We start from the raw sequence: 21062 nt of genomic DNA, 5'->3' as shown, positions 1-21062 counted from the left end.
CTTTCTTGCCTGACCCGGCCCCGGGCGGCATCAACGACACCAGCAGGAGCACAACGTGAGCGACAAGATCCTAGGACACAACTACATCGGCGGCCAGCGCAGCGGCCAGGGCGACGTCGCCCTGCACAGCGTGGACGCGGCCACCGGTGCCCTCTTCGAAACCCCTTTCCTGACTGCCACCGAGCACGAAGTCGCCGCCGCCGTGGATGCGGCCGAGAAAGCCTATCCGCTGTACCGCGCCGTTCCGGCTGAAAAGCGCGCGCTGTTCCTGGAAGCCATCGCCGACGAGATCGATGCCCTGGGCGACGACTTCCTGGCCGCCGTGGCCCGTGAAACCGCCCTGCCGGCAACCCCGCGCCTGGCCGGCGAGCGCGCCCGCACCAGCGGCCAGATGCGCCTGTTCGCCAAGGTCCTGCGCCGTGGCGACTTCTACGGTGCCCGCATCGATACCGCCCTGCCGCAACGCCAGCCGCTGCCGCGCCCGGACATCCGCCAGTACAAGATCGGCGTGGGTCCGGTGGCCGTGTTCGGCGCCAGCAACTTCCCGCTGGCCTTCTCGGTGGCCGGTGGCGATACCGCTGCCGCCCTGGCTGCCGGCTGCCCGGTAGTGTTCAAGGCCCACAGCGGCCACCTGGTCACTTCCGAACTGGTGGCCAACGCCATCGAGCGCGCCGTCAAGAAGACCGGCATGCCGGCCGGTACCTTCAACATGATCTACGGCGACCGCGTCGGTGCCCAACTGGTCAAGAGCGCCGGCATCCAGGCCGTCGGCTTCACCGGCTCGCTGCGTGGTGGCCGCGCCCTGTGCGACATGGCCGCCGCCCGTCCGCAGCCGATCCCGGTGTTTGCCGAGATGTCCAGCATCAATCCCATCATCCTGATGTCCGAAGCCCTGAAGCTGCGCGGTGACGCCATCGCCAAGGACCTGGCCGGTTCCGTCACGGTCGGCGTGGGCCAGCTGTGCACCAGCCCCGGCCTGCTGCTGGGCGTGCGTTCGCCGGAATTGACCGCCTTCATCGAGAAGCTGTCGGCCGCCTTCGGTGGCACCAACCCGGCCACCATGCTCAACAGCGGCGGCCTGACCCATTACAACGGCGGCGTAGCGCGCCTGACCCAGCTGCCGGGCGTGAAGGTCATCGCCACCGGCGGCACCAGCTATACCCAGGCCGTGCCGTACCTGTTCAAGGCCGACGCTGCCCTGCTGTTCTCCAAGGAAGCGCCGCTGGAAGAAGAAGTCTTCGGCCCCGCCACCGTGATCGTCGAGCTGGAAAGCCGTGAGCAACTGCTGGACTTCGCCGCCAAGATGAATGGCCAGCTGACTGCCACCCTGCAAGCCGAAATCGGTGACCTGCAAGGCAACCAGGACCTCATCGCGATCCTTGAGCAGAAGGCCGGCCGCTTGCTGTTGAATGGCTTCCCGACCGGCGTCGAGGTGTGCGATGCGATGGTCCACGGCGGTCCCTATCCGGCCACCTCGGATGCCCGCGGCACTTCGGTGGGCACGCTGGCCATCGAGCGCTTCCTGCGCCCGGTGTGCTACCAGAACTATCCGGACGCGATGCTGCCGGCCGCGCTGCAGAACGCCAACCCGCTGGGCCTGCTGCGCCTGGTCGATGGCGAACAGACGCGCGCTACCGTCGGCTGATCATCCACAAGCAGGACCGGACCGGCGAGGCACTGCCGGTCCCGCAAGACCTTCCCCGCACTCGATTGCGGGGTCGCAACAAGAATCACATTCCAGGACCCCCAAAGGAGGAGACCCCATGACCGCATTCATCCGGCGCGCCGCGCTGTCGGCCGCCTGTGCCCTGCTGGGCGCAGCCACCCTGCCATCCGCCCAGGCGGCGGGCGACACCATCAAGATCGGCTTCATCACCGACATGTCCGGCACCTATGCCGACTTCGACGGCCAGGGCGGCGTCGAAGCCATCCGCATGGCCATTGCCGATGCCGGCGGCACCATCAACGGCAAGAAAGTGGAACTGGTCTTTGCCGACCACCAGAACAAGGCCGACATCGCCGCCAACAAGGCCCGCGAATGGTTCGACCGCGATGGCGTGGACATGCTGGTCGGCGGCGTGAACTCGGCCGCCAGCCTGGCCATGGGCAAGGTGGCGGGCGAGAAGAAGAAGGTCTTCATCTCGGTCGGTGCCGGCACCACCCGCCAGACCAATGAGGAGTGCAATGCCTACACCGTCCAGTACGCCTACGACACCACGGCCCTGGCGCGCGGTACGGGCGCGGCCATCACGCGCCAGGGCGGCAAGTCCTGGTATTTCCTGACGGCGGACTATGCCTTCGGTACTTCGCTGGAGAAGGACACCAGCGAGGTCGTCAAGAGCAATGGCGGCAATGTCATCGGCGCGACCCGCGTGCCGCTGGCGACTTCGGATTTCTCGTCCTTCCTGTTGCAGGCGCAGTCCTCCAAGGCGCAGATCCTGGGGCTGGCCGTGGCCGGGGGCGATGTCATCAATGCCATCAAGGCCGCCAATGAATTCGGCGTGAACAAGACCATGAAGCTGGCCGGCCTGCTGATCTTCATCAACGATACCCATTCGCTGGGTCTGCAGATGACGCAAGGGATGTACCTCACCGATGGCTGGTACTGGGACTTGAACGATGAGAGCCGCGCCTGGGCCAATCGCTACTTCCTGAAGATGAAGAAGATGCCGTCCATGTTCCAGGCCGGTGACGCGTCGGCCGTGGGCCAGTACCTGAAGGCGGTCAAGGCCGTGGGCAGTACCGATGCCGACCAGGTCATGGACTACCTGCGCAAGAACCGCATCAAGGATTTCTTCACCAGCAATGGCGTGGTACGCCCGGACGGCCGCATGGTGCACGACATGTACCTGATGGAAGTGAAGAAACCTTCCGAATCCAAGCGCCCATGGGATTACTACAAGCTGGTGCAGACCATCCCCGGCGAGCAAGCCTACATGACCAAGGCGGAATCCAAGTGCGCACTGTGGAAGTGAGCGCACCGGCGCCATGAAGCATCAAGCCGGGTGGCGCTGGTGAAGCCGCCGCCCGCCAGGTTTTGAGCAAGAAGTCTGATGTGGATCGGACCATGTTCAACGCATCCCGGGTGACCGGGGTGCGTTTTTTTTCACCTGCCTGATCTGTCTGATCTGCCGATGGGCCGATCAGCCCTGCTTGAGCTTGCGTGCGATGTCCAGCGCGAAGTAGGTCAGCACGCCATCGGCGCCGGCGCGCTTGAAGGCCATCATGGCTTCCATCATGGTCTTGTCGTGGTCCAGCCAGCCGTTCTGGGCGGCGGCCTTGATCATGGCGTATTCGCCGCTGACCTGGTAGGCGAAGGTGGGCACGCGGAATTCATCCTTCACGCGGCGCACGATGTCCAGGTAGGGCATGCCGGGCTTGACCATGACCATGTCGGCACCTTCCTGCAGGTCCAGCGCCACTTCGCGCAGGGCTTCGTCGCTGTTGGCCGGATCCATCTGGTAGGTGGCCTTGCTGCCCTTGCCCAGGTTGGCGGCCGAGCCCACGGCGTCGCGGAAGGGGCCGTAGAAGGCCGAGGCGTATTTGGCCGAGTAGGCCATGATGCGGGTGTAGATGTGGCCTTGGGTTTCCAGCATGGCGCGGATGGCGGCGATGCGGCCGTCCATCATGTCCGAGGGTGCCACCACGTCCACGCCGGCATCGGCCTGGGTTTGCGCCTGCTTGACCAGCAGCGCGATGGTTTCATCGTTGAGGATGTAGCCGGTTTCGTCCAGCACGCCGTCCTGGCCGTGGCTGGTGTAGGGGTCGAGCGCCACGTCGCACAGCACGCCCAGTTCGGGGAAGCGGTCCTTCAGGGCGCGCACCACGCGCGGCACCAGGCCGTCGGGGTTGGTGGCTTCGATGCCGTCGGGCGTCTTCAGGGCCGGATCGATCACCGGGAACAGCGCCAGCACCGGCACGCCCAGCTTCACGCATTCCTCGGCCACCGGCAGCAGCGCATCCAGCGACAGGCGCTCGACGCCCGGCAGCGAGGCCACGGGGGTGCGCAGGTTCTGGCCCTCCTGCACAAACACGGGGTAGATCAGGTCGGCGCTGGTGATGACGTTTTCGGCCATCAGGGCGCGAGAAAAGGCGTCGCGGCGCATGCGGCGCATGCGCAGGGCAGGGTAGCCGGCGTTGGAACTGAAATCGGTCAAGGACATAGGTCAGCTTTCAAAAATTAGATGTTATTTGAGGCTATCTTGGAATAATTTCGAGGCAAATATCGCTATCTTCGGAGATTTGATTCCTTTGATTACAGATCTGCTCCAATTTCCGCGACTTGCATTATCTTGGCGGCAGGTGATTTTTTCACCTCCCGCTTCCCCTTCCCTCCCTGAGCGGGGCTGATCGCGCAAGCGAAAGGCGTTCTTCCCCGGAGAATTTCCCTGTTCTCCGGGGTTTTTTTATTCATGCGTTGTACTCCGTCTGGAAAGATCTTGCCTTGTCGGCGATCAGGCTTGCGGTGTGTTGGTGTCGGCGCTGCCAACACCTTCATTTGCCAGCGCAGCCGGGGCCACCGGTTCGGCCGTCTCAACTGGCTGGTTCAGGCCGGCCAGTTCCAGGATCTTGTCGTTGGCTTCGTCCAGACCGATACGCTTCAGCGCCGAGAACAGTTGGGCCGTGAACGGGAAGGGCTGGCCATCCGCATCCACATAGCTTTGCAGGAAGGTCTGGGCCTGGCGCAGGGCATTGGTGGATTCGTTGCGGTTGAGCTTGTCGGCCTTGCTCAGGATGCAATGGATGGGTTTGCCGGTGGGGGCGAACCATTCGATCATCTGGATATCCAGATCGGTGAAGGGACGGCGCGAATCGACGATCATCACCAGCGCCGCCAGTTGCTCGCGCTGGCGCACGTAATCACCCAGCAGGGCTTGCCAGTGATGCTTGGCCGAGCCGGAGACCTCGGCGTAGCCATAGCCGGGCAAATCCACCAGCATGGCGCGGATCTCGTCGGGGCGCGCCTCGTCATTGCGGTGCTGGCCGACGTGGGCGCCGCCCAGCGAGAAATAGTTGATGTGCTGGGTGCGTCCCGGTGTCTTGGAGGCGAAGGCCAGGCGCTTCTGGTTGCACAGCACGTTGATGGCACTGGATTTGCCGGCGTTGGAGCGGCCGGCGAAGGCGATTTCCGGCACACTGGTCTTGGGCAGGTCCCGCAGGTGATTGACGGTGGTGAAGAAACGGGCTTGCCAAAGTTGCGACATGGTGGGGGGAAATCCGAAAGAGGAGGGAAAAACGCGGAGAAGCTATTGTACAATGGCCCGAAACCCAGCGCCTCGTTGACGCCAAGCAAGCAAAAAATATGGCGGCCATTGGAGACAGGTCAAACAACAGGCATTTGGGCAGGGGGCAGCCAGCCGCCGAACGGGCAAAATCTCTCAATTCCACAATAAGTATTAGGGTGACGAATGAACCGTGCCTTTTCCCCACTGTTGTATACCGTTCTTGCTGCCGTGCTGGCAGTGTCCTCGGCGGCCCATGCGGCCGATGACAAGAAAGCCCCGATCAAGGCCGATCCGGCCAAGGGGGAAGCCCTCTACACCAATGGCGACAATGCCCGCAACATCGTGGCCTGCGTGTCTTGCCACGGCGCAGCCGGCAATTCGACCATCACCCAGAATCCCAAGCTGTCCGGCCAGCACGAGGCCTACATCGCCAAGCAGCTGCTCAACTTCCGTACCCCTGACCGCAACAACCCGGTGATGTCGCCGCTGGCCAAGGCGCTCTCGGATGAAGACATCCACAACGTCGCGGCCTACCTGGCTGCCCAGGCGCCCAAGCCGGGTGCCGCCAAGAACAAGGACACCATCGAGCTGGGCAAGCACATCTGGCGCGGCGGCATCGCCTCCAAGAACGTGCCGGCCTGCGCCGGCTGCCATAGCCCCAATGGCGCCGGCATCCCGGCCCAGTATCCGCGCCTGGCCGGCCAGCACCAGGATTACACGGTGGCCCAGCTGACCAACTTCCGTGGCGGAGCGCGCACCAACAGCGCCCAGATGACCGCCATCGCCGACCGCCTGTCGGACAAGGAAATCAAGGCCGTGGCCGACTACATCGCCGGCCTGAAGTAATCAGCCTGCCGCCACACGGCGCGGGAAGGAAAGAGGCGGCCGGCGTGCCGCCTTTTTTCATGCAGCTTGACGCACGTCGTGGTGAAACATCGTCCAACACGGCATGATCCCTCCCCGCCGGACCAGATAATCGCCCCGGCATACCCGGGCTACGCAGGCGCGTATCACGGACTTTCCCCCGGAGCGGTAAAATCCGGGTTCGCATCGCTTTGCCGACCGGCAAGGAGATCCCCCCAGGTAAGCGGAACCGGCAGGCCCGGTCCGGTAAGGCAGGAATATGACGACGGGCAGCAGTACCCAAGGAATCCAGATCAGGACTCGCCAGCGCTGGCTCGGCGAGGCCGTCGAAGTGGTCTCATCGATGCGCTTTGCGATCAGCCTCCTGACGCTGATTGCCATCGCCTCGGTGATCGGCACGGTGATGAAGCAGAACGAACCGATGCCCAACTACGTGAACCAGTTCGGTCCGTTCTGGTTCGAGATCTTCAACAAGGCCGGTTTGTATGCGGTGTATTCGGCCTGGTGGTTCCTGCTGATCATGGGCTTCCTGGTGCTGTCGACCTCGCTGTGCATCGCCCGCAATGCGCCGAAGATGTTGCGCGATGTGAAGAGCTGGCGCGACAACGTGCGCGAGCAGTCGCTGCGCAATTTCCATCACAAGCATGAATGGACGACTGCCGAAGCCCCGGCCGAGGCTGCGGCGCGGCTGCAGCGCCAGGTCGGCGCGCGCGGCTACAAGACCAGGCTGGCCGACAAGGAAGGCGGCACGCTGCTGGCGGCCAAGCAGGGGGCGGCCAACAAGTGGGGCTACATCTTCGCGCACGCGGCCATCGTCATCATCTGCCTGGGCGGCCTGCTCGATTCGGATCTGCCGATCCGCTTCCAGCAATGGTTCTATGGCAAGTCGGCCTTTGCCGGCAATGGCATCATTTCCGAGATCCCCGAACGCTATCGCCTGGGCCTGAACAACCCGACCTTCCGCGGCAACACGCTCATTCCTGAAGGCTCCAGCAGCAGCACCGCCATCATCCCGCAGAAGGATGGCGTGATGATCCAGGACTTGCCCTTCACCATCCAGTTGAAGCGTTTCATCATCGACTTCTACTCGACCGGCATGCCCAAGCTCTTCGCCAGCGAAGTGGTGGTGCGCGACCATGAAACCGGCAAGGAAACCGCCGCCACCATCAAGGTCAACGAACCGCTGATCTACAAGGGCGTGGCGATCTATCAGTCCAGCTTCGAGGACGGCGGCAGCAAGCTCAAGCTGGTCGCCTATCCGATGCGCGGCGGCAGCAACAGCCACTTCGACCTGGCCGGCGAGGTCAACGGCACCACGCCGCTGTCCTCCAGCAGCGGTGACTACACCATCGAGTGGAGCGGCTTCCGTCCCTTCAACGTCGAGAACATGCAGGCCGCCGCCTCCGGCCAGGCCTCCGGCTCGACCTCGGGCGATGCGCGCGCGGTCAACGTGGGCAAGAATGTCAATCGCGGCATCATGGACGGCCTGGACAAGCACCTCGGCTCCAGTGCCAAGAATGCCAACAGCAAGGACTTCAAGAATGTCGGCCCGAGCGTGCAGTACAAGCTGCGCGACAAGACCGGGCAGGCGCGTGAGTACTTCAACTACATGCAGTCCTTGCCCATCGATGGTGCCGACGTCTTCCTGGCAGGCATGCGCGAGCAGCCCGACCAGCCCTTCCGTTACCTGCGCATTCCCGCCGATGACAACGACAGCGTCGCCGAGTGGATGCGCCTGCGCGCGGCCTTGGCCAATCCGGCTTTGCGCCAGGAAGCCGCACGCCGCTATGCGCGGCAGGCCATCAGCAGCGGGCGCGAAGCCTCGCCCGTGTTGCGCGAGCAACTGGAACAATCGGCCCTGCGCGGGCTGACCATTTTTGCCGGCGACGGCAAGGTCTCCGGCTACATCGCCGTGACGCGCTTCCTGGAGCAACTGCCCGCGGCCGAACAGGAAAAGGCCGCCGACATCTTCATGAAGATCCTCAACGGCAGCATGTGGGAACTGTGGCAAGCTGCGCGCGCCCAAGAGGGTCTCGCTCCGGTGGCCAGCGACGAGAAGCACGGACGCTATCTGCAGCTGGCCATCAATGCCCTGGCCGATGCGGCCTTCTATCCGGCACCGGTGCTCCTGCAGCTCACGAGTTTCCAGGAGATCAAGGCCTCGGTGCTGCAGGTGACGCGTTCACCGGGCAAGAAGGTGGTCTACCTGGGTTGCCTGTTCCTGGTACTGGGCGTGTTCGCGATGCTGTACATTCGTGAACGGCGCCTGTGGATCTGGATCAAGCCCGGTCCCGATGGCCAGGGCAGCCAGGCCCTGCTGGCCATGAGCACGCAGCGCCGCACGCTGGACTTCGACAAGGAATTCGAACAGATGAAAGGCCGTCTGACCGGCGCGGGCCAGCCCACCCCCGGTCGCTCGGCCTGAACCCTTCATGCCGCCGGTAATGGCGGCGATCCCCCGGGCCATGGTCCGGGACAGCAGCAGTGGAGAACACAATGCAACTGACCCAAGCAAACCAGGCCTACGAGCAAGAGCAGGGCTTTTTCCGGCGGCTCAGTCTCGTCGACTGGATCTACGCCGCCGCGCTGGTGGCCGGATCGCTGTACGCCTTCGGGCGCTTCGGCAGCTATATGGATTATTACGAGAAGGCCGTGCTGCTGCTGGCCGCACCGACCTTCGCCTGGCTGGGCTGGCACTGGAAGCCGGTTCGCCTGCTGATGCTGGTGATCGCCGTGCTTTCGCTGGGGGCCATCGCCATGTATGGCGGCGCGCTGGAACTGGCGGACAAGAAATTCTTCCTCAAGTACATGCTCTCCAGCCAGTCCGCGATCCTGTGGATGAGCGCGCTTTTCGGCCTCTCCACGCTGTTCTACTGGGGCGGCCTGGCCACCACCGCCGGCACCGGCAGCGCGATCGGCTCGCGCCTGTGCTGGGCGGCCGTGGTGCTGGGCTTCACCGGCATGATGGTGCGTTGGTACGAGTCCTACCTGATCGGCCCGGACGTCGGCCACATCCCCATTTCCAATTTATATGAAGTTTTCGTCCTGTTCTGCCTGATTACGGCCCTTTTCTACCTGTACTACGAAGAACGTTACGCCACGCGCCAGCTGGGTGCTTTTGTGCTGACCGTCATCACGGCGGCGGTCGCTTTCCTGATGTGGTATACCGTCTCGCGGGATGCGGCCGAGATCCAGCCGCTGGTGCCGGCGCTGCAGAGCTGGTGGATGAAGATCCACGTGCCGGCCAACTTCATCGGCTACGGCACCTTCGCCCTGGCGGCGATGGTGGCGGTGGCCTACCTGCTGCGCGAGCGCGGCATCCTGGCCGATCGCCTGCCCACGCTGGAAGTGCTGGATGACGTGATGTACAAGGCCATCGCCGTCGGCTTTGCCTTCTTCACCATCGCCACCATCTTGGGGGCGCTGTGGGCCGCTGAAGCTTGGGGCGGTTACTGGTCGTGGGATCCCAAGGAAACCTGGGCCCTGATCGTCTGGCTCAACTATGCCGCCTGGCTGCACATGCGCCTCATGAAGGGCCTGCGTGGCCGCACCGCCGCCTGGTGGGCGCTGGTGGGCTTGCTGGTGACGACGTTTGCCTTCCTGGGAGTGAACATGTTCCTCTCGGGCCTGCATTCCTACGGCGAACTTTGATGGGTTTGGCGGCTCCTTGAACAGGGCGGCCAACGCCCCCGAACAACAAGGAGCAATGATGAAGCAGCCCCCTGCCGCGCCCGAACTGGTCATCTTCGACTGTGACGGCACCCTGGTCGACAGCGAAGTGGTGGCCGCCCGGGCCTGGTCCGAGTACGTGGCCACTTACGGCGTCACCCTCAGCCCCGACGAGGCGTTGGCGCGTTTTCGCGGCGTGAGCATGAAGTGGTGCATCTCGCACATCGAGCAATTGCATGGCCAGACCCTGCCTGACCACTTCGAGCAAGAGCTGCGCGACCTCATGGGCGGCATGCTGGAGCAGCACCTGCAACCCATCAGCGGTGCCGTCGAGATGGTGGAGCAGTTGCACCTGCCCTTTGCCCTGGCGTCCAACGCCCCGCATCACAAGATCGAGCTGTGCCTGCGCGTGACCGGACTGCTGCCGCATTTTGCCGGCCGCATCTTCAGCGCTTACGACGTGCAACGCTGGAAACCCGATCCCGCCCTGTTCCTGTTCGCCGCAGAACGCCTGGGCGTCCCGCCCCGGCGCTGCGCCGTGGTGGAAGACAGCCTGCCGGGCGTGCAAGCCGGGCTGGCAGCGGGCATGCGTGTGATCGCCTTGCAGGAGCATGGCGTGCATCCGGAGCTGCCCCCGGAAGTGGCGGTCATCACCCATCTGGCGCAATTGCGGGCGCAACTGGGCTGACCGCAGGGACAGTTCCGGCACCGTCCAATTTCGGTAAGATCTGCAAGAAACTTCATCTACGGACCCCATGCTCCGCTCCATCGACCGTGAACGGCAAATCATCTACTGCGACCGCGCCATCGAAGTGCGCCCGCTCGGCCTGCGCGAGGCCCCGGCGCTGTATGACGCGGTGCGCCAGTCGCGCGATGCCATCGGCCAGTGGGAAGCCTGGTGCACCCCTGACTACGGCCTGCTGGATGCCAAGCTGTTCCTGCAGCGCGCCATCGAGCAATGGCATGTACACGCGGCTTATGATTTCAACATCATCGATCGCAGCAACGGCCTGGTGATCGGCTCGGTGGCCATCAATCAGGTCAGCCAGCTGAACCAGATGGCCAACCTGGGCTACTGGGTGCGTGAGGGCTACACCGGCCGCGGCATCGCCGCCCTTGCCGCGCGGGCGGCGGCGGCTTTCGCCTTCTCCAGGACCGGGCTCACCCGCCTGGAAATCGTGGCCCAGGCCGGCAACCTGCGTAGCCAGAGGGTGGCGGAGAAGGCGGGTGCCACGCTGGAATGCCTGGCGCGCAATCGCCTGGTCTTTCATGGTGAGCCGCGCGATGCAAAGGTTTTTTCACTCGTACCGGCGGATCTCGGTCTGCCCGTGCCGGTGCACGGATGAGTTGTCGCAGCGGGTGATAAATATTCTTCTTGGTAATTTTTCGTCGTATTTTTGATGCGTCTCGTGAAGGAAGATACGTTTCGCAACATTTTTTTTCTCTTTTTTTTGTTCAGCAAAAGTGCGCAATCCTGCGCATTCTGACAGCGCTGTCAGCCTTGATGGTAGCGGGTTTGCGTCATTTTTTGCGCAGCCGCATGAATTTGCCGGCGAGCAGTAATTTCAATTTGGCTGACAAAATACTGACTTTTCGCGTATTCCAAAATGCCGCTCGGGCGTTACATACCTAAAGCACTGTCAAGAAACGCAGTGCTTGTGTATCTGGAGCAGTCTCCCGGAATCAAGGCAGCAGGCAACATCTTCCGGGGCGCTGCGTGTTCTTCCGAACAACAACTCAGGATGGAAGAACGTTGAGCGTCAGCGACGTAAGAGGAAATACGATGCAAGCCATACAACGCAACAAGACCACGAACAATAACCACGCCGGCCGCGCCGCCCAGCAATACGTCATGGGCGGGGAAGCGCGCAGTACCCGTCTGGCCAAGCGCCTGAAGGGCGCAGAAGCCGTCCCTCAGGACGATGACTGCAGCGCGCGCTACGACAAGATCTCCAAGCAGATGGATGACGCGCTCGAAGGCGGTTCGCCGCAACGCTTCAAGCGTCCCAAGATGGAAAGCGACATCATCGCGCGTTGAAGCAGGGCGGATTCAGGCAACAACCCGCCTGAATCCTCTCCGAATTCTCGGGCGATAAAAAACAGCCGGAGGCATTTCTGCTCCGGCTGTCATTTTCTCCGCTTCACTTTCAGGTGAGGTTTGGTGAATCTCCTGTCCCAGTGTGCGAGCGGGAGTGGCTGTCTTACAGGCTTTCTTCGCGCGGATCCCGCGCCAGCAGCCGGGCCACCATGTCCTGCACCGACACGCCGTCGAACAAGGCTGCCGCCACCGCATCGGTGATCGGCATCTCGATGCCTTTTTCGCGCGCCAGCGCCCGCACGGCCTGTGCGCAGCGCACGCCTTCGGCCACGTGGCCGAGTTCGGCGACGATATCGTCCAGTTTCTTGTTTTGAGCCAGTCCCAGACCGACGCGCCGGTTGCGCGAGAGGTCGCCGGTGCAGGTCAGGATGAGGTCGCCCACCCCTGAGAGTCCCATGAAGGTTTCTGCACGTCCGCCCAGCGCCACGCCCAAGCGCGTGATTTCAGCCAAGCCGCGGGTGATCAATGCTGCACGGGCGTTCAAGCCCAGTTGCAGGCCATCGGCCACGCCGGTGGCGATGGCCAGGATATTCTTGACCGCGCCGCCAATCTCCACCCCCACCAGATCATCGCTGGAATAGATACGGATGTTGTTGCCATGCACCGCCGCGACCACACGCTCGCACAGCGCCGCATCGGCACCGGCGATGGTCAGCGCGCAGGGCAGGCCGCGCGCCACTTCCTGGGCAAAGGAGGGGCCGGAGAGCACCCCTGCCGCCACGCCTGAACCGAGCACTTCCTGCACCACCTGGTGCGGCAGCAGGCGCGTGCCCTCTTCCAGACCCTTGCACAGCCACACCAGGTTGGGAATGGCATAGGCGCGCAAATGCTCCGCCAGCTCACGCAGGCCGGACACCGATGAGGCGGCAATGAGCAGCGAATCGGATGGGTCGTCGCAGACGTGGCGCACGGCGGCATCGAAGTCCGAACTCACCGCCAGTTCGGGCGGCAGCGCGAATCCGGGGAGGTAGAGGCCGTTTTCGCGTTGCTCGCTGGCGGCCTTCATGGCCTGGGCATTGCGCCCCCACAGCACGACCTTATGCTTGCGCGCCAGGGGAATGGCCAGCGCGGTACCCCATGCGCCAGCGCCCAGAATGGTGATTTTCATCTCAGGCCGCTCTTCGCTCAATCGCCCCAGACATCGCCGGCCTTCACGAAGCCGCTCTGGCCGTCGCGGTGGCGGACCTTGACCCAGCCGTTGTTGGGGCTTTCCAGCATCTCCAGCAGGACCGACTTGTCGGCCGTGAAGACCACCGGGCTGCCTTCATCGGCAGCATTGAAGATGCGCGCATTGGCCACCGACACCACCAGCATGCGCTTGGGCGTCAAGGCCTTGGAGGAGATCCAGGACAGCGTGCCGGCGGCATCCCTGACCTTGCTCCAGTCGCCATAGGTCAGCACCACCTCGACCGGCATGCCGCGCGGCGCGACATAGACGCGGCGGCCCTTTTCGGACGGGGCGTCATACATGATGGCGGGCGAGGCGCCGACCGACTTGAAGTCCAGGGCCAGGGCATCCTTGGCCATGAAGGCGCCGAGCAGGGTTGCGCAAAGAATCAGGGGCAGGCGTTTCATCGTGAAGGTCTCCGCAGAAGGGAAAGCGCCGCAGCACAGGCTGCGGCGGCTCGTTGTCGTGCCGGGCTGCCGCAGAGGATGCGGCCGGGCCGGCAGGCGGACAGGGGGTGAAACCCGATCAGTTGACGGCGGTGGAGCCGTTGTTGACCAGGGTCGCGCCTTGTTGCTCGGCCAGTGCCTGCAGGCGCTGCTGGTAGAACACCTCGAAGTTGATCTCGGCCAGGTGCACCGGCGGGAAACCGGCGCGGGTGATGGCGTCGGCGATGTTGGCGCGCAGGTACGGGTAGATGATGTTGGGGCAGCCGATGCCCAGCAGCGGGTCCAGCTGTTCGGCCGGCACGTTGCGGATCTCGAAGATGCCGGCTTGCTTGCCCTCGACCAGGAAGGCGACTTTGTCCTTGACCTTGGCGGTCACGGTGATGGTCACGGTCGATTCGAACACGCCTTCAGCCAGCGCTTCGGCACCGACGTCCACCGACACTTCGATCGAAGGGGCTTCCTGTTCCAGGAAGATGGCCGGGGAATTCGGCTGTTCCAGCGACAGATCCTTCAGGTAGACGCGCTGGATCTGGAAAACGGGTTGCTGTTGGGCTTCTTGGTTCTGTTCCGACATGGATCTCTTTCAGGTTCGGTGAATCGATAGGGGGGAGTGTGCTGCCCTGGCGTCAGGCTTGCAGCAGCGGGTCCAGCTTGCCGGCACGGTCCAGTGCGCTCAGGTCATCGAAGCCACCGACATGGGTGTCGCCGACATAGATCTGGGGCACGGTACGGCGGCCGGTCTTTTGCATCATCAGCTCACGCTGCTGAGGTTCGAGATCCACGCGGATCTTCTCGATCTGCGTGATTCCCTTGCTGGCCAGCAAACGCTCGGCCATCATGCAATACGGGCACACGGCGGTGCAGTACATGGTCACGGGAGCGCTCATTTTGCCTCCTTGGTGGTCAGCGGCAGGCCCTGGCCTTGCCAGGCGGCGATGCCGCCGTTCAAGCCGTAGACTTCGGTGAAGCCGGCCTTCTTCAGCGACGCTTCGGCACGGTTGGCCTGGGTGCCGGTCTGGCACACCACGATGACCGGGCGGCCCTTGAGCTTGTCGAGCTCGCCGATGCGCTGCGGCAACTCTTTCAAGGGAATGTTGCGGGCGTCGCGCAGGTGGCCGGTGGCGAATTGCTCGGCATCACGCACATCCAGCACCAGCACCTTGCCCTGGTTGAGCATCTGCGTGGCCTGCAAGAGGCTCAGCTTGTTGCCGCGCTGCTGCAGGTAGGGAACCAGCAGCGCACCGCCCGAGACCAAGGCCAGGGCGATCAGGAAAATATTGTCGATGATGAATTTCACGGCAGTCCAATGAGTTTACTGAATCCCGGCATTATAAAATAGAAGCATTCGCGGTTTGCATCCGGACCGAACAGTCTAGTTTAAGGCGTGCACCCGGTCTCGCGTAGTCGATCTTTGGGGCAGCCGCAGCGGTTTATCCATCATCAATACAAGTCCTGCTATGTACAAAATCGTATTCATGCGCCACGGCGAATCGACCTGGAACCTGGCCAACCGCTTCACCGGCTGGGTCGACGTCGACCTGACCGAAAAGGGCGTGGCTGAAGCCCGCCAGGCCGGCAAGCTGCTCAAGGAAGCCGGTTTCTCCTTCGACCTGGCCTACACCTCGGTGCTGAAGCGCGCCATCCGCACCCTCTGGACCACGCTGGACGAAATGGACCAGATGTACATCCCGATCAAGAACGACTGGCGCCTCAACGAACGCCACTACGGCGCCCTGCAAGGTCTGAACAAGGCCGAGACCGCCGCCCAGTACGGCGACGAGCAGGTGCTGGTCTGGCGCCGCAGCTACGATACCCCGCCCAACCCGCTGACCCCGGGCGAAGAGCGCGATGCCTTCGGCGACGCCCGCTACGCCGGCCTCTCGCGCGAGCAGGTGCCGCTGACCGAATGCCTGAAGGACACCGTGGCGCGTGTGCTGCCGGCCTGGAATGACTCCATCGCCCCGGCCATCCGCGCCGGCAAGCAGATCATCATCTCGGCCCACGGCAACAGCCTGCGTGCCCTGATCAAGTACCTGGACGGCATCAACGACAACGACATCGTCGGCCTGAACATCCCCAACGGCCAGCCGCTGGTCTATGAACTGGACGCCGACCTCAAGCCGATCAAGAGCTATTACCTGGGCGACCAGTCCGCCATCGAAGCAGCGCTCAAGGCCGTGGCCAATCAAGGGAAGTCGAAATAAAACTGCGTTGCTCCAGCAAGACGCCCGCCGCACAGGCGGCGTCCCTTTCCGGAAAGTGCATTCCACCGGCGCGCTCCGCCCTCCTGTCGGGCGCGCCGCGGGGAGTCTTTCGCTTGCTGGCGACGATGGCTTGCGGTCTGCTGCTGTGTGCCGCGGTGCAGGCCCAGCCGATCACCGAGCGGACCCGGCAGAAGCAGGCCGCCGAAAAGGAACAGGCCGACCTGCAACAGCGCCTGACTACGCTCAAGCGCGATATCGACCAGACCGAGACCGCCAAGGACAATGCCGCCGATGCCTTGGCCGCTTCCGAACAGGCGATCTCCAAAGCCAATCGTTCGCTGCGCGATCTGGCGCAGGAGCAGCAGGCCACTGAAGCGCGCCTGGCGCAGCTGGTCAAGCAGTTGAACGAACTGACCGCGCTGGTCAACGCCCAGCAGGCGCAGCTGTCCAAGCTGCTGCGCGAGCAATATGTGGCCGGCAACGAGGACCGCATCAAGCTGCTGCTCTCCGGCGACAATCCCAATCGCATCAATCGCGAGCTGCAGTACATGGGCTATGTCTCGCAAGCCCAGGCCAAGCTGATTGAAACCCTGCGTGTCAACCAGCAGGCGATCCGCGCCAACAAGGCCGAGACCCAGAATGCCAAGTTCGAACTGGATGAAATCGCCCAGGAAGAACAGGAACAGAAGAAGGTACTGGAACGCGAGAAGGGCCGCCGCCAGACCTTGCTTGCGCAGCTTTCCACCAAACTCAATGCCCAGCGCCAGGAAGCCGGCCGCATCGAGCAGGATCAGCAGCGCCTCTCCAGCCTGGTGGACAAGCTGGCGCAGATCATCGAGCAGCAGAAAAAGGCCGAAGCCGAAGCTCGCGAGAAACGTCGCCAGGAACAATTGGCCAAAGCCAAGGCCGAACGCGAGAAGCGTCTGGCTGAACAGCGTGCCCGCGCCGAGAAGCGCGCCGCCGAAGCGGCCAAGGCCGCCAAGGAAGGCAAGCCGGCGCCGAAGATGCCCGATCCGGCAGACGCCATCGATGATGACGAACCGCCGCAACAGGCTTCCTTGGGCCGCAACGACACGCTGCCCGAGCCGCAGGCGGACAATTTCGGCAAGCCCTTTGCCAGCCTGCGCGGACAATTGCATCTGCCGGTCAGGGGCGAGCTGGTATCGAAATTCGGTAGCCGCCGCGGCGACGGACCGACCAGCCGGGGCCTGTTCCTGCGCGCCCAGGAAGGCGCGGAAGTGCGGGCAGTGGCAGCAGGACGCGTGGTCTTCGCGGACTGGTTGCGCGGTTTCGGCAACCTGATCATCGTCGATCACGGCAACCAGTACATGACGATTTACGGCAACAACCAGTCGGTATTGAAACGCGCCGGTGACCTGGTCAAGACCGGGGAAACCATTGCCACTGCAGGCAACAGCGGCGGCAATGAGCAATCGGGTTTATACTTTGAAATGCGGTATCAAGGCCGCGCATTCGACCCACAGGGGTGGGTAACTTCTAGGTGACACATGGGCAGCAAACTCAAGAATATCGGTTTGATCGGGTTGGGCATGGTGGCAGGTGCCACTGCGATGATTCAGTTCGACGCCATCGCGCAAAAGAATGCAACGGCGTCGCTGCCCCTGGAGGAGCTGCGCCAGATGGCCGACGTGTTCGGTCTCATCAAGTCAGATTATGTCGAGCAGGTCGATGACAAGAAGCTGCTGACCGAAGCCATTTCCGGCATGGTCGCTTCGCTCGACCCGCACTCCGCCTATCTGGACAAGAAGGCCTACAAGGAGCTGCGCGAAGGGACCATGGGCAAGTTCGTGGGCCTGGGCATCGAGGTCGGCATGGAAGATGGCTACGTCAAGGTCATCTCCCCCATCGAGGATTCACCGGCCTTCCGCGCCGGGATCAAGGCCGGTGACCTGATCACCCGCCTGGACAGCACCCCGGTCAAGGGCCTGACCCTGGATGAAGCCGTCAAGAAGATGCGCGGCGAACCCAACACCAAGATCACCCTGACCATCGCCCGCAAGGAAGAAGACAAGCCCATCATCCTGACCATCACTCGTCAGGAGATCCGCGTGCAGAGCGTCAAGTCCAAGGTGGTCGAACCCGGCTACGCCTGGCTGCGCGTGACCCAGTTCCAGGAACCGACGGTGGACGACATGTCCAAGAAGCTGGCCGCCATCTACGCCCAGGAACCCAACCTGAAGGGCATCGTGCTGGATCTGCGCAATGACCCGGGCGGCGTGCTGCCGGGCGCCATCGGCGTGGCGGCGGCCTTCCTGCCCAAGGATTCGGTGGTGGTCTCCACCAATGGCCAGCTGCCGAGCTCCAAGCAGACCTTCTACGCCAAGCGCGAATATTACGCCGCCAACCCGCTGTCGGATCCGCTGTCGCGCCTGCCGGATGCCATCAAGAAGGTGCCGATGGTGGTCCTGATCAACAGCGGCTCGGCCTCGGCTTCCGAAATCGTGGCCGGTGCCCTGCAGGATTACAAGCGCGCCACCATCATGGGTACGCAGTCCTTCGGCAAGGGCTCGGTGCAATCGGTGATCGCGCTGCCGCCGGAGAAGAACACCGCCGTCAAGCTGACCACCGCCCGTTACTACACGCCCAAGGGCCGTTCCATCCAGGCGCGCGGCATCGTGCCGGACATCATGGTGGACGAGTACCCCGATGGCGACGGCCTGAACGGCCTGCGCCTGCGTGAAGCCGATCTCTCCAAGCACCTGACCAACGACACCGACAAGTCCGCCGAGGTCAAGGCCAAGGCCATGGATGAACAATCGGAAGAGCGCCTGATTGCCGCCGAGAAGAAGCGCAAGCCGCTCGACTTCGGCAGCAAGGACGACTTCCAGCTGACCCAGGCCCTGAACCAGCTGAAGGGCCTGCCGGTGAAGGTTTCCAACGCCAAGCCGGAAGTGCGCAATGAAGAAGGCAAGAACGACACGCCGGTGAAGGACGAGCGCAAGGACAACAAGGCGCCCGCCGAGAAGATCGACACCACCAAGTAATACGCCGCCTGCGGGCAGGCACATCGGGCCGCTAGCACTTGCCAGCGGCCCTTTTTTTCATCTCAACCATGTCGGATATGACGATGGATGACCAACAGCTGCTGCGCTACTCGCGCCACATCCTGCTTGACGAGATCGACATCGAAGGCCAGACCCGCCTGCTGCAAGGCCATGCGCTGGTCATCGGTGCCGGCGGCCTGGGCTCGCCGGCGGCCATGTACCTGGCGTCGGCCGGGGTGGGCCACATCACCCTGGTGGATCACGACACCGTCGATCTGACCAACCTGCAGCGCCAGATCATGCATACCACCGCGCGCGTGGGCCAGCCCAAGGTGGCGTCCGGGCGCGAAGCCTTGCAGCAGATCAACCCCGGCGTGCAGGTCACGGCGCTGGCCGAGCGGGTGGAAGGCGAGCGCCTGCAGGCGCTGGTGGCGGCAGCCGACGTGGTGCTGGACTGCAGCGACAACTTCGCCACCCGCCATGCGGTCAACCGCGCCTGCGTGGCAGCCGGGGTGCCGCTGGTGTCGGGGGCAGCGATCCGCTTTGATGGCCAGATCAGCGTTTTCGACCCGCGCCAGGAGGCCAGCCCCTGCTATGCCTGCCTGTTCCCGCCCGAGCGCGAGTTCGAGGAAGTGCAATGTTCCACCATGGGCGTGTTTTCGCCCCTGGTCGGCATCATCGGCACCATGCAGGCGGCCGAGGCCATCAAGCTGGTGGCCGGTATCGGCCGCTCGCTGGCGGGACGCCTCCTGATCCTGGATGCGCGCGAGATGGAATGGACCAGCATCGGCATCGGCCGCGACCGCCAGTGCCCGGTGTGTGCCCGGCGGCACGGATAGACGCGGGCGCTGTGGATGGCACGCATCGTCGCTTCCATCCCGCCCCGTTCTTCTGGTATAAACACGGATGGATGTTGCAATGCAAATAGCATGCAGCATGCGCCAGGCTGATGTTCCGAACGACGACAATTCACAAGCGCGATCAGCCCGCCCCGCCTAGCCCGTCACAGGGGAAGTCATGAACCGCTCCATGAACCGGAACGCCGCCCGAGGAGATGGCCAGCGGGCCGCCGCGCCAAAGGCTTGGCATACGGAATCGTTGGTGTACAATCCTTGACCGCGAAAAAGCGTACGCCATCGGCAGCGCGCCCCGGTCCTGACGGCTCGGACCTGCGCACTGATCGCGTCAACGTCAATCGAAGAGGTGCCAACGCGGCAAGGGAAGTGGATTCACAAGCGACCTGTTCCGGCAGCCGTGCATCAGCCGGGAATGGATATAGTTGAAAAACCCGTAGTATTGAAAGTAAGCGAAGTGGCAACCAAGACTCCCAAAACTACCCCTGCAGCGCAGTTGCTGACCGAGGAACAAATCCTCAAGATGGACGAGAAGGACTACATGAACGAAGCGCAGCTTGCTTTCTTCAAGGCCCGTCTCCAGCAGCTGGAAAAGGATCTGCTCAAGAACGCGGATGAAACCACCGAACACCTGCGCGAAACCGTGCTGGTGCCGGACCCGGCTGACCGCGCCACCATCGAGGAAGAACACGCGCTGGAACTGCGCACCCGCGACCGCGAGCGCAAGCTGCTCAAGAAGGTGCAGCAATCCATCGTCTCCATCGACAATGGCGAGTACGGCTGGTGTGAAGAAACGGGCGAACCGATCGGTATCCCGCGCCTGCTGGCGCGTCCGACCGCGACCCTGTCGCTGGAAGCCCAGCAACGCCGCGAACTGAAGCAGAAACTCTACGGCGACTGATCCTCGCCTCGCACGATGACGCCTGCGCCATGCGGTGCGCAGGCGCAGTGCCGCTGTCGTTTCCAACCTGGTCCCGCCTCATGCACCGTCTGCGCGCCCTGCGAAGCTACACCGTCATCGCCCTGCTGGCGATGTCGCTGTTGTTCGCGCAGATGCTGGGTTTCGTGCACGGTATTGCGCACGCCGGCTGGGAACCGGGGACGGTCCATTCGCTGATCAGCGAAGCCCTGTTCGACGAGGGCGAGGAGGCGCACGCCGAACTCGCTGCCGCCGACGGGCATGATGCCCATCACCACCACGCCCATGGCCTGCACCACTCCTGCGTGGCCTATGACGCCGCTGCCTTGTCGGCCGGTGTGCATGTCGATTTTCCTCCCCTTCCGTTGCTGCCGCCGGTGCGCGTGCTGGCCCTGTGGCTGGCCTTCGCGTCCTGGGACGCGCCGCTGAACTGCCATTTCTCCTCGCGCGCCCCGCCGCGCTGAACTCCTTCTCCCTGCAAGACCCGCATTACTGGTTACCGGTTGTCGCTCGCGCATCCGTGCGTGGCGCGGCGTCGTCCTGACGCCGCCGCTGCGTGCGATCGCGTGCCGACGGCCGGTGTATCCGCGCCGCCCCATCCACCCTCACG

At 63.5% G+C, this 21062-nt stretch carries 21 protein-coding genes; 14 read left to right on the top strand and 7 right to left on the bottom strand.

From position 1 onward, the window contains the following. Positions 1-55 precede the first annotated feature (55 nt). Together ACWHXP_RS19665 and ACWHXP_RS19660 are read left to right on the top strand one after the other, a co-directional pair. On the top strand, positions 56-1645 hold the full coding sequence (locus ACWHXP_RS19665; RefSeq protein WP_489635237.1) for an aldehyde dehydrogenase (NADP(+)): 1590 nt from the start codon (positions 56-58) through the stop codon (positions 1643-1645). A 118-nt stretch (positions 1646-1763) separates the two neighbouring features. After that, on the top strand, positions 1764-2975 hold the full coding sequence (locus ACWHXP_RS19660; protein WP_204726241.1) for an ABC transporter substrate-binding protein: 1212 nt from the start codon (positions 1764-1766) through the stop codon (positions 2973-2975). A 168-nt stretch (positions 2976-3143) separates the two neighbouring features. Here the strand turns inward: ACWHXP_RS19660 and hemB are convergent, their stop codons facing one another. Further along, positions 3144-4163, bottom strand: coding sequence for a porphobilinogen synthase (gene hemB, locus ACWHXP_RS19655; protein ID WP_489624365.1), 1020 nt, complete (start codon positions 4161-4163; stop codon positions 3144-3146). Positions 4164-4454: 291 nt separating this feature from the next. Then, complete coding sequence (gene yihA / locus ACWHXP_RS19650; RefSeq protein WP_034340536.1) at positions 4455-5204, bottom strand: ribosome biogenesis GTP-binding protein YihA/YsxC; 750 nt, start codon at positions 5202-5204, stop codon at positions 4455-4457. A 204-nt stretch (positions 5205-5408) separates the two neighbouring features. Here yihA and ACWHXP_RS19645 point away from each other — a divergent pair, with 204 nt between their 5' ends. From ACWHXP_RS19645 to ACWHXP_RS19620, 6 genes are all read left to right on the top strand, one after another. Beyond that, positions 5409-6071 carry a c-type cytochrome gene (locus tag ACWHXP_RS19645; protein ID WP_039789612.1) on the top strand — a complete coding sequence of 221 codons (663 nt, stop codon included), beginning with the start codon at positions 5409-5411 and terminating at the stop codon, positions 6069-6071. Between the two features lie 277 nt (positions 6072-6348). Continuing rightward, complete coding sequence (locus tag ACWHXP_RS19640) at positions 6349-8514, top strand: cytochrome c biogenesis protein ResB (protein WP_489635238.1); 2166 nt, start codon at positions 6349-6351, stop codon at positions 8512-8514. Between the two features lie 71 nt (positions 8515-8585). Continuing rightward, the gene (ccsB, locus tag ACWHXP_RS19635) at positions 8586-9740 is read left to right on the top strand and encodes a c-type cytochrome biogenesis protein CcsB (RefSeq protein ID WP_489635239.1); all 1155 of its coding nucleotides are present in this window, start codon (positions 8586-8588) and stop codon (positions 9738-9740) included. Positions 9741-9798: 58 nt separating this feature from the next. Continuing rightward, the gene (locus ACWHXP_RS19630; protein ID WP_489635240.1) at positions 9799-10446 is read left to right on the top strand and encodes an HAD family hydrolase; all 648 of its coding nucleotides are present in this window, start codon (positions 9799-9801) and stop codon (positions 10444-10446) included. Positions 10447-10513: 67 nt separating this feature from the next. Continuing rightward, positions 10514-11104 carry a GNAT family N-acetyltransferase gene (locus tag ACWHXP_RS19625; protein ID WP_489635241.1) on the top strand — a complete coding sequence of 197 codons (591 nt, stop codon included), beginning with the start codon at positions 10514-10516 and terminating at the stop codon, positions 11102-11104. 437 nt (positions 11105-11541) lie between these two features. Further along, entirely contained in the window at positions 11542-11796 is a 255-nt protein-coding gene (locus ACWHXP_RS19620) for a hypothetical protein (protein ID WP_034340521.1), read from the top strand. Between the two features lie 163 nt (positions 11797-11959). Here ACWHXP_RS19620 and ACWHXP_RS19615 read toward each other — a convergent pair whose 3' ends face one another. The 5 genes from ACWHXP_RS19615 to ACWHXP_RS19595 form a co-directional block, all read right to left on the bottom strand. Beyond that, positions 11960-12964, bottom strand: a complete 1005-nt coding sequence (locus ACWHXP_RS19615) for an NAD(P)H-dependent glycerol-3-phosphate dehydrogenase (protein WP_489635242.1) — start codon at positions 12962-12964, stop codon at positions 11960-11962. A gap of 17 nt (positions 12965-12981) precedes the next feature. Beyond that, on the bottom strand, positions 12982-13431 hold the full coding sequence (locus ACWHXP_RS19610) for an SH3 domain-containing protein (protein ID WP_039789605.1): 450 nt from the start codon (positions 13429-13431) through the stop codon (positions 12982-12984). Between the two features lie 118 nt (positions 13432-13549). Then, positions 13550-14044 carry a protein-export chaperone SecB gene (gene secB / locus ACWHXP_RS19605; RefSeq protein WP_013232209.1) on the bottom strand — a complete coding sequence of 165 codons (495 nt, stop codon included), beginning with the start codon at positions 14042-14044 and terminating at the stop codon, positions 13550-13552. A 52-nt stretch (positions 14045-14096) separates the two neighbouring features. Then, a complete protein-coding gene (gene grxC, locus ACWHXP_RS19600; protein WP_034340510.1) occupies positions 14097-14357 on the bottom strand; it encodes a glutaredoxin 3 in 261 nt (86 codons plus the stop codon). Then, positions 14354-14767, bottom strand: a complete 414-nt coding sequence (locus ACWHXP_RS19595) for a rhodanese-like domain-containing protein (RefSeq protein ID WP_489624370.1) — start codon at positions 14765-14767, stop codon at positions 14354-14356. The genes grxC and ACWHXP_RS19595 overlap by 4 nt, the downstream gene beginning before the upstream one ends. A 160-nt stretch (positions 14768-14927) precedes the next feature. Here ACWHXP_RS19595 and gpmA point away from each other — a divergent pair, with 160 nt between their 5' ends. From gpmA to ACWHXP_RS19565, 6 genes are all read left to right on the top strand, one after another. After that, entirely contained in the window at positions 14928-15674 is a 747-nt protein-coding gene (gpmA, locus tag ACWHXP_RS19590; RefSeq protein WP_489635243.1) for a 2,3-diphosphoglycerate-dependent phosphoglycerate mutase, read from the top strand. Between the two features lie 125 nt (positions 15675-15799). After that, on the top strand, positions 15800-17179 hold the full coding sequence (locus ACWHXP_RS19585; RefSeq protein ID WP_489635841.1) for a murein hydrolase activator EnvC family protein: 1380 nt from the start codon (positions 15800-15802) through the stop codon (positions 17177-17179). A gap of 3 nt (positions 17180-17182) precedes the next feature. Then, positions 17183-18679: a S41 family peptidase gene (locus ACWHXP_RS19580; protein ID WP_039789587.1), complete on the top strand. Its 1497-nt coding sequence runs from the start codon at positions 17183-17185 to the stop codon at positions 18677-18679. Between the two features lie 83 nt (positions 18680-18762). After that, positions 18763-19518: a HesA/MoeB/ThiF family protein gene (locus tag ACWHXP_RS19575; RefSeq protein ID WP_209580341.1), complete on the top strand. Its 756-nt coding sequence runs from the start codon at positions 18763-18765 to the stop codon at positions 19516-19518. Positions 19519-19948: 430 nt separating this feature from the next. Then, the gene (dksA, locus tag ACWHXP_RS19570) at positions 19949-20434 is read left to right on the top strand and encodes an RNA polymerase-binding protein DksA (RefSeq protein WP_182993485.1); all 486 of its coding nucleotides are present in this window, start codon (positions 19949-19951) and stop codon (positions 20432-20434) included. Positions 20435-20514: 80 nt separating this feature from the next. Continuing rightward, the gene (locus tag ACWHXP_RS19565) at positions 20515-20916 is read left to right on the top strand and encodes a hypothetical protein (protein WP_489635244.1); all 402 of its coding nucleotides are present in this window, start codon (positions 20515-20517) and stop codon (positions 20914-20916) included. Positions 20917-21062: the final 146 nt, after the last annotated feature.

The organism is Herbaspirillum sp. Her2 (assembly GCF_057961375.1).
The sequence above is the reverse complement of the archived record's forward strand: the minus strand, read 5'-3'. Positions and strand labels throughout refer to the sequence as shown.

Bases quoted from the DNA above. Each gene is read 5' to 3' on its own strand.
- ACWHXP_RS19660 (WP_204726241.1), top strand. From the start codon at position 1,764: ATGACCGCATTCATCCGGCGCGCCGCGCTGTCGGCCGCCTGTGCCCTG.
- hemB (WP_489624365.1), bottom strand. From the start codon at position 4,163: ATGTCCTTGACCGATTTCAGTTCCAACGCCGGCTACCCTGCCCTGCGC.
- yihA (WP_034340536.1), bottom strand. From the start codon at position 5,204: ATGTCGCAACTTTGGCAAGCCCGTTTCTTCACCACCGTCAATCACCTG.
- ACWHXP_RS19645 (WP_039789612.1), top strand. From the start codon at position 5,409: ATGAACCGTGCCTTTTCCCCACTGTTGTATACCGTTCTTGCTGCCGTG.
- ACWHXP_RS19640 (WP_489635238.1), top strand. From the start codon at position 6,349: ATGACGACGGGCAGCAGTACCCAAGGAATCCAGATCAGGACTCGCCAG.
- ccsB (WP_489635239.1), top strand. From the start codon at position 8,586: ATGCAACTGACCCAAGCAAACCAGGCCTACGAGCAAGAGCAGGGCTTT.
- ACWHXP_RS19630 (WP_489635240.1), top strand. From the start codon at position 9,799: ATGAAGCAGCCCCCTGCCGCGCCCGAACTGGTCATCTTCGACTGTGAC.
- ACWHXP_RS19625 (WP_489635241.1), top strand. From the start codon at position 10,514: ATGCTCCGCTCCATCGACCGTGAACGGCAAATCATCTACTGCGACCGC.
- ACWHXP_RS19620 (WP_034340521.1), top strand. From the start codon at position 11,542: ATGCAAGCCATACAACGCAACAAGACCACGAACAATAACCACGCCGGC.
- ACWHXP_RS19615 (WP_489635242.1), bottom strand. From the start codon at position 12,964: ATGAAAATCACCATTCTGGGCGCTGGCGCATGGGGTACCGCGCTGGCC.
- ACWHXP_RS19610 (WP_039789605.1), bottom strand. From the start codon at position 13,431: ATGAAACGCCTGCCCCTGATTCTTTGCGCAACCCTGCTCGGCGCCTTC.
- secB (WP_013232209.1), bottom strand. From the start codon at position 14,044: ATGTCGGAACAGAACCAAGAAGCCCAACAGCAACCCGTTTTCCAGATC.
- grxC (WP_034340510.1), bottom strand. From the start codon at position 14,357: ATGAGCGCTCCCGTGACCATGTACTGCACCGCCGTGTGCCCGTATTGC.
- gpmA (WP_489635243.1), top strand. From the start codon at position 14,928: ATGTACAAAATCGTATTCATGCGCCACGGCGAATCGACCTGGAACCTG.
- ACWHXP_RS19585 (WP_489635841.1), top strand. From the start codon at position 15,800: ATGGCTTGCGGTCTGCTGCTGTGTGCCGCGGTGCAGGCCCAGCCGATC.
- ACWHXP_RS19580 (WP_039789587.1), top strand. From the start codon at position 17,183: ATGGGCAGCAAACTCAAGAATATCGGTTTGATCGGGTTGGGCATGGTG.
- ACWHXP_RS19575 (WP_209580341.1), top strand. From the start codon at position 18,763: ATGGATGACCAACAGCTGCTGCGCTACTCGCGCCACATCCTGCTTGAC.
- dksA (WP_182993485.1), top strand. From the start codon at position 19,949: ATGGATATAGTTGAAAAACCCGTAGTATTGAAAGTAAGCGAAGTGGCA.
- ACWHXP_RS19565 (WP_489635244.1), top strand. From the start codon at position 20,515: ATGCACCGTCTGCGCGCCCTGCGAAGCTACACCGTCATCGCCCTGCTG.